A 10,715-nucleotide genomic window follows, 5' to 3' on the forward strand; every position below is an offset into this window, starting at 1 on the left:
CTGTGACCGACCTCGCGCGCGCCTGAGCCGGCGTTACGGCTTCGGCGAGGGCGTCCCCGTCGGCACCGGGGCCGGCGTGGGCGAGGAGCTCGACGGGGTGGTCGAGGGTGACGGCGACGGGGACGACGACGCGCTCGGCGGAGCGGTCGTGGCCGTCGGCGTCGGGCTCGCCGGCGGGGTCTCGGTGTCACCGGTCGGGTTGTCGGTGCCCGGCGCGGAGCTGCCCGCGGTGAAGGTGTGCGTGCCGCCGTAGAGGTAGACCTGCGTCCCGACGCCGATCTGGCGCAGCAGCCAGGTGGCGTCGGTGCGGGTCACGCGGATGCAGCCGTGCGACGCGGGGTAGGCGGGCACGCTGTTGGAGCCGTGGATGGCCCAGCCCTTGTAGAAGTACTGCGGGTCGTAGAGCGTCCCGAGGTCGGCCTTGCGCTCCCCGATGATGCGCCGCTGCACCGTGAAGTAGCCGGTGGGGGTGAGCGCCCGCGCCTTCGCGCCGCTCTTCTGCAGGTAGGTCTCGCCGTTGCCCGAGCTGACCGGCAGGACCCGGCTGACCGCGCCGCCCTTGACGACGTAGAGCACCTGCTTGGTGAGGTCGACCTCGACCCGGTCTGCGGACCCGGCGCCGCGCAGCACCGGTTTCTTCGGCGCCTTGAGAGCGGCCAGCGTCGCCTTGCCCACGACGCCGTCGGCACCGAGGCCGTTGACCTTCTGGAACGCCATGACCGCGCTGCGCAGCGCCGGTCCGCGCTCGCCGTCGATCGGGGCGATGTAGTAGCGCTGCTGGGTGAGCTGGCGCTGCACGAGCTTCACGTCGTACGACGGAGGAGCAGGCCTCGTCCGCGTCGGGCTCACCGTGGGCGCCGGAGCGACGGTGGGGACCGCGGTCGTGAGGGGCGCGGTGGTCGGGTCGCCCGCGGGTGCGGAGGGGGCGCCGATCGGCTGGTCGGCGGCCAGCGGGGTGGCGGGCTCGCCCGCGGAGCACCCGGCCAGGGCGAGGGCGGCCGTCACGAGGACGGCGGTCAGGCCTGCGGCGGGCTTGCGGGTGCGCACGGGTGTCTCCTCCTGCGGTCGGCGGGTGTCATAGGGGAAGACGCCCAGCACGGCCGCGAGGTTGCGCGGCGCTCCCAGAATAGGCGGGGTTCTCCACAGGTGGTGCCGTTGCCACCCTGCGCCACGAGATCCCTGCCGCCGTCGTGGCATGCCACGACCCCTCGCGAGCGTGCCACCCCTGGACGCGTCGTGCCACGATGACCACATGGATGCCACCGTCGTGATGGGCCGGCAGGGCCGCATCGTGGTGCCCCGCGCTGTCCGGGACCTGCTCGGACTGCAGCCGGGAGACGAGCTGCATCTCTGCGTCCGGGACGGGCAGCTCGTCCTGTCGCCCCGCAACGACGCCGTCGCCGCCCTCCAAGCGCTGACTGTCGGCCTGCGCGGGGGCAGGTCCATCGTGGACGAGCTGCTCGAGGAGCGCCGCCGCGAGGTCGAGGCAGAAGGGTGACGCGCGTCCTCGACGCCTCCAGCGTGCTTGCCGTGCTCTTCCGAGAGCCGGGCCACGAGGTCGCGGCGCCGCTGCTGGACGGTGCGCTGCTCTCCACTGTCAACCTCGCCGAGGTCCTCGGCAAGGCCCTCGACAGGGGCGTCGACGTCCGTCTGCTGGCGCAGCGGCTCGTTGCCGCCGGAGTAGTGGTCGAGCCCCTCACGTCCGACGACGCGGTGCTCGCCGGGTCCCTGCGCTCGGTCGAGGGCGGTGCCCGGCTCTCGCTCGGAGACCGGTGCTGCCTCGCCCTCGCCCTGCGCGGACGTGACGGCGAGGTGCTGACCGCGGACCGGGCCTGGGCCGAGCTCGACCTGCCGCTGCGGGTGCAGCTGCTGCGCTGAGCCGACCTCGTGGCGCAGGTGCCCCCGAGGGGGAGAACGTGTTTCACTTCCGCGCGTGACGACGACGGTGCAGCAGCCGAGGGCGGTGCGGGCCATCAACGCCGTGGGCGGGGTCGCCGGCCGGCTCGGGCTCAGGGCGGGGCTCGAGTCGCAGGGGCTGCTCGACGCGGCGACCAAGCGCACCGGACTCACCGACTTCGGGCCGGACGACGGGTGGCACGAGGGGCTGCGGCGGCTGACCGCCGCCCTCGACGGCGAGGCCCGGCTCACGGCGCTCGGCAGGGTCGCCGCGCGCCAGCGCCTGGTGTCGCTGCTCGAGACCCGACTGCGCCTCGCTGCTGTCGCCGACGAGGTCGCCGACCAGCAGGTCACCGCGCCCGTCTTCGTGCTCGGCCTCCCGCGCACCGGCACGACCGTGCTCTACGGCATGCTCGCCGCCGACCCGGCGATGCGCTCGCCGTCGTCGTGGGAGGTGGCCCGGCCCTTCCCCGCACCGACCGGTGAGGACCCCGAGCGGGTGCGGCTGTCGGAGAAGGACCTCGACGGCTTCCGGCGCATCGCGCCCGGCATCGACGCGATCCACCCGATGGGCGCGCGGCTCCCGCAGGAGTGCCTCGCGATGCACGCGGGCCAGCTGACGAGCTACGAGTTCCCCACGACCTTCCCGGTGCCCTCCTATTGGGAGTGGCTGCGCGAGACCGACATGGTCCCGGCCTACGCCTTCGAGAAGCGCTTCCTGCAGCACCTGCAGTCCGGCCACGCGGGCGCGCACTGGGTCCTCAAGACCCCCTGCCACCTCATGTGGCTCGACGCGCTGCTCGAGGTCTTCCCGGACGCGCTGCTGGTCCACACCCACCGCGACCCGACGACCGTGCTCGCCTCGGTCAGCTCGCTGATGACGACGATGCGCAGCGCGATGTCGCACGACGTCGACCCGGTCGCGGTCGGCCGGGAGCAGCTCGACGCGTGGCGGTGGGGGATGGACCGCGTCATGGCGGTGCGCGACCGCCTGCCCGCCGACCGCGTCGTCGACGTCCGCTACGAGGACACCGTCGGCGACCCGGTCGGCACCGTGCGGCGGGTGCGCGAGCACCTCGGTCTCGGCTTCGGCCCGGCCGTCGAGCAGGGCGTCACCGACTACCTCGCCGCCAACCCGCGCGACAAGCACGGGTCTCACAGCTACAGCCTCGAGGAGTTCGGCCTCGACCGCGGCGAGGTCGAGGCGGCCTTCGCGACCTACAACGCGCGGTTCCCGTCATGAGCGCCGCGAAGGCGTGGGACCAGCTGCTCGAGCGGCTCGCCGAGGCCGGTCGCGTCGTGTCCGGACCGCACGGCGGTCGCGACGACCGCGAGCTCGCCGAGGGCTACCGCCACCTCACCCGCGTCTTCGCCATCGCCGCGGAGATGCTGGTGGAGAAGGGCGATCCGCGCCACCCGGCCTTCACTCGCTGGATGACGCCCCACCGCAAGATGTACGGCGACAACCCCCGGACCGCCTACGACGCGGCCATGCTCGACCCCTCGCTCGTCTACCGCATCAGCGGGACGCGCGGCACCTGCGCCTACCTCGGCTTCTGCCTCTACGGCACAGGTGAGGGCGGGGCGAAGCGGATCGCGGGCAACCTCGACGACGACGCGATGACCTTCGGGGCCGACGGCTCGTTCGAGCTGTGGCTCGGCGGGCCCGCGCGTGACGTCAACTGGCTGCCGCTCGAGCCCGACGTCACAGAGGTGATGGTCCGCCAGTACTACGTCGACCACGAGACCGAGACGCCCGCGGCGTACTCCATCGAGGTCGTCCCCTCGCTGGGACCGCCACCGCCGCTATCGCAGGAGGTGCTCGCTGCGCGGCTCGACGCGCTGGGTGCCTACGTGCGCGACACCGTCGAGGCGGAGACCACGCTGTCGGCGCTGTCGGCCTCGATCAGCCAGGCGGTCTTCCGTCACGGCGGGGAGTACGTCGACGCCGAGGGCCGCCCCACCGACGCGCCCGTCGACGCCTCCGTCGTCGTGCGCGTCATGCCGACCCCGGCCATCCAGTACTCCGGCCAGTGGTTCGACGACCTCGGTGACGACGAGGTGCTCGTCGTGACCGGCCCGGTGCCCGACTGCCGCTACTGGTCGGTGCAGCTGCTGACCCGCTTCATGGAGTCCGGCGACTGGCACGTCGCCCCCGTCTACCTGTCCGGCAAGGACATCACCACCCGCACCGACGGCACCTTCGCCGTGCACATCGCCCACACCGACCCCGGCCTCGGGGACTGGATCGCGACCACGGGGCTGCGCAGCGCCAACGTCGCGGTGCGAGCCTTGAAGGCCACCGGCACGCTCGACGTGCGCTTCGAGAGGAGAACGCTGTGACCATCACCCACGAGGTGCTCGGCACGACCGTGACCATGCCGGTGGAGGTGCGCGACGCGTCCGCCGCCACCGTCATCTGGGAGGTCGACGCGGCAGCGGTGCAGGCGCTGCTGCCCGGTGACGCCTTCGAGGTCGTGGAGACCTCGCCGGGCCGCGCGCAGTTCGCGATCGCGCTGGTGGACTACCGCGACAACGACCTCGGCGCCTACCTCGAGGTCGGGCTGATCGCGTTCGTGCGGCCCCGCGTCGGCGGCGAGGACGGCTCGTTCATCCTGCGGCTGCCGGTCGACCAGGGCTTCACCTGCCACGCCGGCCGCGACATCTGGGGCTTCCCGAAGACCGTCGAGGAGATCTCCTTCGGCTACCGCCCCGACGGCCTCACCGCGACGCTGTCCGTCGACGGTGAGCTCGTGCTGCGGCTGTCCGTCCCGCGCGGTGGCGAGGACGACCTGCCCGACCTGCCGATGGCGTCGTACACCCTGCTCGACGGTCGTCCGCACGCGACGCGCTTCACCCAGCGCGGCCGCGGAACGCAGATGGTCTTCAGCGGCGAGGGCGTCGAGCTCGAGCTCGGAGACCACCCGTGGAGCAAGGAGCTCGCGTCGCTCGGCCTGCCGTCGACGGCGCTGATGTCGACCTGGAACGAGCGGATGACCGCGACCTTCGAGGACGCGGTCCCGCTCTAGTCGGTCTGCCGTCGCAGCGTCAGGGCCCCCAGCGCCAGGGCGCCGACGGTGACGGCCGCGACGACGAGCAGGTCCGCGACCAGTCGGCCCGAGACCTCGGACGACCGGGCGAGCTCCTGCATGCCGTCGACGGCGTAGGTCAGCGGCAGCACCTCGGACAGCCACCGCAGCGGAGCGGCCATGCCGTCGCGGTCGGCGAGCAGACCGCACAGGAGCAGCTGCGGCAGCACCACCGCGGGCAGGAACTGCACGGCCTGGAACTCGTTGCGGGCGAAGGCTGACAGCAGCAGCCCGATCGACATGCCCAGCAGGGCGTCGAGGACCGCGAGGACCACGACGAGCGCGGTCGGGCCGGCGAGGTCGAGGCCGAGCGGTCCGAGGGCGAGCGCGCTCGCGGCGGAGGTCTGCACGACCGCGAGCGCACCGAAGGCGAGGGCGTAGCCCGCGAGCAGGTCGCCGCGTCCCATGGGCGTCGTGAGCAGCCGCTCCAGCGTGCCGCTCTGGCGCTCGCGCAGCATCGCGACCGAGGTCACGAGGAACATCGTGGTGAAGGGGAACAGCGCGAGCAGCGGACCGCCGATGCTGTCGAAGACCTGGGGGCGGTCGTCGTAGACGAAGCGCAGCAGGGTCAGCAGGAGCAGCGGCACGCCGAGCAGCAGCGCCGCCGTGCGGTGGTCCCGGCGTACCTGGAGCAGGACCCGTCTTGCCGTCGCGAGGGTGACCCGGGCGCTCATGGCGCGACCAGCGACAGGAAGGCGCCCTCGACGTCGGCAGCTCCGGTGCGGGCGAGCAGCGCAGCCGGCTCGTCGTCGGCGAGCAGCTCGCCGTCGCGCAGGAGGAGCAGCCGGTCGCAGCGCTCGGCCTCGTCCATGACGTGACTGCTGACCAGCAGGGTGCGGCCGGTCGCGGCGAGCTGGTGGAACAGCTGCCACAGGTCGCGGCGCAGCACCGGGTCGAGCCCGACCGTCGGCTCGTCGAGCACCAGCAGCCGCGGGTCGCCGAGCAGCGCGACCGCGAGCGACACCCGGGCACGCTCGCCGCCCGACAGCGTGCCGACGACCTGGCGCGCGCGGTCGGCGAGGTCGACCAGCTCGAGGACGTGCTCGCTCGCCGGCGCGCCGAGGACGCTCGCGAAGTAGGCGACGTTCTCCCCGACGGTGAGGTCGGCGTAGACCGAGGGGCTCTGCGTGACGTAGCCGACCTCGCGGCGCAGGCCTGCGTCTCCGGCGGGTCGGCCGAGCACCGACACCTCGCCGGTGACCCGGCGCTGGACGCCGACGAGGGCGCGCATCAGCGTCGTCTTGCCGCAGCCGCTCGGCCCGAGCAGCCCGGTCACCGACCCCTCAGGCACGGAGAAGGAGAGACCCCGGAGCACCTGGCGCAGGCCGCGCGTCACCCGCAGGTCACGGACCTCGACAGCGAGTGTCACCCCCCGATCAGACCACCTCGGGCTCAGTCCGTCCGGAGCTCCTTGGCGGGGGCGCCCTTGAAGACCAGGCGACCGACCTTGCGCGGGACGTTCTGCAGCACCGACAGCGGCGCCATCGACTTGGGCACCCGCACCTCCGGTCGCTCGTCCTCGATGCCGCGGAGCACGGCGGCGACGAGGTCATCCATAGGTGTGATGTCGCGGCCGCCACTCTTCTCGGACAGGTGCCGCAGCGGGCCGTACTCTCGCGCGCCGAGGTCCATGTCGGTCGTCACCGAGCCGAGCGTCACGGTTGTGAAGGTGACCGGGTCGTCGCGCAGGTCCGCCCGCAGACCGGCCGTGAAGTGGGACAGGGCGGCCTTGGTGGCGCCGTAGGTCGCGAGGCCGGGGGGCGCGAAGACGGCCGCCATCGACGACACGTTGACGACGTGACCGCGGGCGCGCTCGACCATCAGCGGGAGCAGCAGCCGGCACAGGTGGACGGGGGCGCGGAGGTTGACCGCGAGCACCTGGTCGATCTCGTCGAGGGTCCGGTCGAGGAACCACCCGACGTCGGAGACGCCGGCGTTGTTGACGAGCACATCGACCGGCCCGTCGGCCTCCACCGCGACGACGAGCCCAGGGATGGCGCTGGCGTCGGAGAGGTCACAGGCGTACGCCGTGCCGCCGGTGCGCGCCGCGACCTCCCGGAGCTGCGGGCTGTCGCGGGCGACCAGCGCGAGCTCGGCCCCCCTCGCCGCGAGCGCGTCCGCGAGCGCGGCCCCGATGCCACGCGACGCACCGGTCAGCAGGACCCTTGCACCCTCGATCTGCACAGCACCCTCCGTCCACAGATCGAGCCACGACGGCCGACCGGTGACCGATCCTGCCGGATCGCTCGGCTAGTACTGCGCGGTGACGGTGCGGTTGACCGGGTCGACGGTCACGAGCCCGCCGTGGGGGACGATGACGTGCGGGTCGGTGTGGCCGAGGTCGAGGCCCAGGACGACGGGGGCATGTGCGGCGTACTCCGTGGTCGCCCGAAGGATGGCCTCGCGCTGCTGCTCGACGTAGGTCCGGCGCTGCTCGTCGGTGCGTGGCTCGGTGAGGGAGCGGGTCTTGGGCTTGCCGACGAGCACGGCGCCGAAGCGCCCGAGCATCCCGCGCTCGCCCATGGCCATGAGGACGCGGTAGACGTAGTCGGCGTCGGGCAGCTCCTCGGAGGTCTCGAGCAGCAGGACGCACCCGTCGTACTCCTCGAGGGGTCGCACCCACCGCGATGCCCGCAGCTGCCAGTCGACGATCTCGAGGCAACCGCCCCAGGAGCGGCCGGTGACCTCTGTCGCGGGACCGTGCCACTCCCACGGGTCGGCGGGCTCGAGCGCCGGCTCGGTCTCGAGCGTCGCCGGGTCGTCCCAGGGTCGCTCGCTGTCGCCCCATTCCTGCAGCTGCGGGACTTCCACGGCGTCGGTGCCCGTGCCGAACAGCGCGTGGCGCATCGAGGCCTCGGTGGCCGGGTGCATCCGGCCACCGCGGCCGAGCTGCACCATCGTCGACCCGCCGTGGTAGCTGACGATTCCCAGGCCCCACAGCAGGTGGTGGAGATTGGTGTTGTCGCTGTAGCCGAGGAAGCGGGTGGGGTGCGCGGCCAGCGCGTCGCGGTCGAGGTGGGGGAGGACCTTGAGCTGGTCGTCGCCACCGATGGTCGCGATGACGGCCGAGATCGTGGGGTCGGTGAAGGCCGCCATCACATCGGCGGCGCGCTCGGCTGGGGTGGAGTGCCTGCGGGTCGTGGGGTACTCGACCGGCTCCAGACCGAACACCTCGCGCAGCCGCCGGACGCCGAGCTCGTGGACCGCGGGGAAGACCGCCGGGCCGGCCCACGAAGGGGACAGCAGGGCGACCCGGTCTCCGGGTTGGCAGGGCGGCGGCGTCTGCATACGGCTCAGGGTAAGGGCGTGAGGTAGCGACCTCCGCCGACGGCCGCCAGTGTTCCCAGAATTGAGACCGAACGCTTGGGTGAACGCAGGTCGAGCCCGCGTCCAGACCGGGGTGCCGTGCGTGCTTTCCTCGCCCGGAGCGACCGCTCGAGCACTCACAGAAGTAGCGGCTAATACTCGCCCACACCCCTTGCGATTCGGCCGATCCGGGTTACTATTAGCACAAGGTTGCGAACGGCTCGGCGGGGGTGATGAGGGTGGTGCAGGCGACGTCGGGGGTTCCGGCTGATGCGCGCGTGACCGCTGCCCGTTCTGCCCTGCAGGCCGCGGTCTCGCCGACGTCTGACGGGCTCGTCGCGGCGGCGGACGTGCACGAGCTGCTCGCGATGCAGGCCGAGATCGCCGCTGCCCTCGCGGCGCGGTTGCAGGTCGTGGATGCCACGCAGACCTGGCAGCAGACCGGGTCGCGGGCGCAGTGGGCGTGGCTGGCCCGTCACAGCGCGACCGAGGCGTCCGCGCCGATGAGCCCGGGCGAGGCCCGCCGGTGGGCGAAGCTCGCCCGGGGCTTGCGACAGCGACCTGCGGTGGAGCGGCTGCTGCGATCGGCGCGGATCAGCGCCGCCCACGCCTCGGTCCTGCTCACCCAGCTGGACCTGCTCGACACACGAATCATCGGCAGCGCGCTGAACACCCCCGAGTGGCTCGGGGAGCAGGAGCAGGCGTTCTGCGACCTCGCGGAGCTCACCGACCCGCTCACCTTGCAGCGCGAGCTCGGCAAGCGGCTTCGTGCTCTCGCGCCGGAGCCGTCAGCGCAGGAGGACCGCGACAAGGTCACCGAACGCAAGGCCTCCCTGACCGAGGGGTTCGCGGGGATGTGGAACCTCATCGGGACCCTCGACCCGCACAGCGGGCAGGTGCTGAAGGCCGCGTTGAGCGCGTGGCGGCGCAACGACCAGACCGCCGGGGACACCCGCACCCCCGCCCAGCGTGACGTCGACGCGCTCGTCGGGATCGCCAGCTCCTGGATGGCGCGGACCGAGACCGTCACCCGAGGCCGTGGTGTGCAGCTCGTCGTGACCGTCCCCGAAGCACGCCTGGCTGCGCACCAGAGCATGCGTGACCTCTACGGGGTGCCGGTGACCTGCCCGGACACCGGGGCACGGCTGCCGGATCCGTTCACCGAGCCGTTGTTCACCCGCGACGGGCAGCTCCTCCCGCACACCGACACCACCGGAACGGACCCGGTCCTGCCTCCGGGGCTGCTCGGTGACCCGGTCCCACCCGCGACCTACCCCGACGGCAGCGCGGTCGCGGAGACCACGCTGGACATGCTGCTGTGCAACGCGACCCTGACCCGGGTCGTCCTCGACCAGGACAGCGCCGTGCTCGACGTCGGTCGTGACAGCCGGGTCTTCACCCACCCGCAGTGGCTCGCGAGCATGACCCAGTGGGACTGGCGGTGCGCCACCGACGGCTGCCAGGCCCCTGCTGACCGCCTCGAGCTCCACCATGCCCTGTGGTGGCGCGACGGTGGCACCACCGACCTGATCAACTGCGCCCCGCTCTGCACAGGCGCCAGCAGCTGCCACGCCCGCGTGCACGACGGCGCGACCCTGCGGCTACGTGACGGAAGGCTCCTCGACCAGCACGGCTTCCGACCCGCCGAGCCCCACGAGCAGGTCTGGCCACCACCGCTCACCGCGCGAGCACCCCGACCGCCCCGCGCAGCGGCGGCAGCCAACGACCGACTCCTCCGCATCCTCACTGCATCCGCAGCCTGACGAGAGCGCCACCTCCGTGGCAGTGGCGCATACGGATAGCCGACCTTCTTCGCGGCGCGTTCTACCCTCTTCGGCCATGCGGCCTGAGAGAGCCGAATGAAGATCCTGCCTTTGTGGCAGGCTCCCGCCTCGTGGCGCGTACAGGGTCTTTCGCAAAGCGATGCGGGCTCGTCGCCGTCGTACTTGTTGCGGCTGGCGCGTGCAGCGCGGATACGAGTACACCCGCGGGCCCGGGCCCGGTGCGACCGGGCACTCCGAGTGCCTCGGTGACAGCGGCAACCACCCTCGCGACGGCGACACCTACCTCCGACAGGACCACGCAGGCAGGCAGCAGCGCCACCGCGCCGCCAGTGCCGCTGAAGGTGACGCGGGTGAGCGCCGATCAAGCGTTCGCGTCGCCGACCAAGAACATCCTGTGCTTCCTGGCGCGCGACTACGCAACATGCCGCGCAAATGACTCCAGGTGGAGCAGGCCGCCCCGCCCAGCGGACTGCGACGCAGACTGGGGGCCGGACATCGAGCTAGTGGTCCGTCTCTTGATTAGCTGACTACTTGTTGGAGGGTGTCGCGGGCGCGCGCGATCTTGGCGAGAATGGACTCTGCGGTGGCAGTCCAGACGTAGGGCGTCGGGTCGTCATTGGTGGCCTCGAGGAACTCCTCG

Annotated in this window: 12 protein-coding genes; 6 read left to right on the forward strand and 6 right to left on the reverse strand. The window is 72.4% G+C overall.

What is annotated here, in order from left to right; all coding sequences use genetic code 11:
- Positions 1-33: 33 nt before the first annotated feature.
- The gene (locus tag Q8R60_19300) at positions 34-1,098 is read right to left on the reverse strand and encodes a L,D-transpeptidase family protein (protein ID MDP3714618.1); all 1,065 of its coding nucleotides are present in this window, start codon (positions 1,096-1,098) and stop codon (positions 34-36) included.
- A 154-nt stretch (positions 1,099-1,252) separates the two neighbouring features.
- Between Q8R60_19300 and Q8R60_19305 the strand changes: the two genes are divergently transcribed.
- The 5 genes from Q8R60_19305 to Q8R60_19325 are packed head-to-tail and all read left to right on the forward strand — an operon-like array spanning position 1,253 to position 4,925.
- Positions 1,253-1,498: an AbrB/MazE/SpoVT family DNA-binding domain-containing protein gene (locus tag Q8R60_19305; protein MDP3714619.1), complete on the forward strand. Its 246-nt coding sequence runs from the start codon at positions 1,253-1,255 to the stop codon at positions 1,496-1,498.
- A complete protein-coding gene (locus Q8R60_19310; protein MDP3714620.1) occupies positions 1,495-1,878 on the forward strand; it encodes a type II toxin-antitoxin system VapC family toxin in 384 nt (127 codons plus the stop codon). Before Q8R60_19305 ends, Q8R60_19310 begins: the two co-directional genes overlap by 4 nt.
- A 55-nt stretch (positions 1,879-1,933) precedes the next feature.
- Positions 1,934-3,139 (forward strand): sulfotransferase, encoded by a 1,206-nt coding sequence (locus Q8R60_19315; protein ID MDP3714621.1) that lies wholly within the window; start codon positions 1,934-1,936, stop codon positions 3,137-3,139.
- Positions 3,136-4,239, forward strand: coding sequence for a hypothetical protein (locus Q8R60_19320; protein ID MDP3714622.1), 1,104 nt, complete (start codon positions 3,136-3,138; stop codon positions 4,237-4,239). Before Q8R60_19315 ends, Q8R60_19320 begins: the two co-directional genes overlap by 4 nt.
- Positions 4,236-4,925: an acetoacetate decarboxylase family protein gene (locus tag Q8R60_19325; GenBank protein ID MDP3714623.1), complete on the forward strand. Its 690-nt coding sequence runs from the start codon at positions 4,236-4,238 to the stop codon at positions 4,923-4,925. The genes Q8R60_19320 and Q8R60_19325 overlap by 4 nt, the downstream gene beginning before the upstream one ends.
- On the opposite strand, the gene Q8R60_19330 is transcribed toward Q8R60_19325, so the two are convergent.
- The 4 genes from Q8R60_19330 to Q8R60_19345 form a co-directional block, all read right to left on the reverse strand.
- Positions 4,922-5,659 (reverse strand): ABC transporter permease, encoded by a 738-nt coding sequence (locus Q8R60_19330; GenBank protein ID MDP3714624.1) that lies wholly within the window; start codon positions 5,657-5,659, stop codon positions 4,922-4,924. The two genes, Q8R60_19325 and Q8R60_19330, sit on opposite strands and share 4 nt — an antisense overlap.
- A complete protein-coding gene (locus Q8R60_19335) occupies positions 5,656-6,354 on the reverse strand; it encodes an ABC transporter ATP-binding protein (protein ID MDP3714625.1) in 699 nt (232 codons plus the stop codon). Before Q8R60_19335 ends, Q8R60_19330 begins: the two co-directional genes overlap by 4 nt.
- 23 nt (positions 6,355-6,377) lie before the next feature.
- On the reverse strand, positions 6,378-7,169 hold the full coding sequence (locus tag Q8R60_19340) for an SDR family NAD(P)-dependent oxidoreductase (protein MDP3714626.1): 792 nt from the start codon (positions 7,167-7,169) through the stop codon (positions 6,378-6,380).
- A gap of 66 nt (positions 7,170-7,235) precedes the next feature.
- A complete protein-coding gene (locus Q8R60_19345; protein MDP3714627.1) occupies positions 7,236-8,273 on the reverse strand; it encodes an LD-carboxypeptidase in 1,038 nt (345 codons plus the stop codon).
- A gap of 296 nt (positions 8,274-8,569) precedes the next feature.
- On the opposite strand from Q8R60_19345, the gene Q8R60_19350 reads away from it, so the two are divergent.
- Positions 8,570-10,054 carry a DUF222 domain-containing protein gene (locus Q8R60_19350; GenBank protein ID MDP3714628.1) on the forward strand — a complete coding sequence of 495 codons (1,485 nt, stop codon included), beginning with the start codon at positions 8,570-8,572 and terminating at the stop codon, positions 10,052-10,054.
- A gap of 540 nt (positions 10,055-10,594) precedes the next feature.
- On the opposite strand, the gene Q8R60_19355 is transcribed toward Q8R60_19350, so the two are convergent.
- The coding region (locus Q8R60_19355) for an IS630 family transposase (protein MDP3714629.1) at positions 10,595-10,715 on the reverse strand (121 nt) is incomplete at its 5' end.

The organism is Mycobacteriales bacterium (assembly GCA_030697205.1).
Classification (GTDB): Bacteria; Actinomycetota; Actinomycetes; order Mycobacteriales; family SCTD01; genus JAUYQP01.

Bases quoted from the DNA above. Each gene is read 5' to 3' on its own strand.
- Q8R60_19305 (MDP3714619.1), top strand. From the start codon at position 1,253: ATGGATGCCACCGTCGTGATGGGCCGGCAGGGCCGCATCGTGGTGCCC.
- Q8R60_19320 (MDP3714622.1), top strand. From the start codon at position 3,136: ATGAGCGCCGCGAAGGCGTGGGACCAGCTGCTCGAGCGGCTCGCCGAG.
- Q8R60_19330 (MDP3714624.1), bottom strand. From the start codon at position 5,659: ATGAGCGCCCGGGTCACCCTCGCGACGGCAAGACGGGTCCTGCTCCAG.
- Q8R60_19345 (MDP3714627.1), bottom strand. From the start codon at position 8,273: ATGCAGACGCCGCCGCCCTGCCAACCCGGAGACCGGGTCGCCCTGCTG.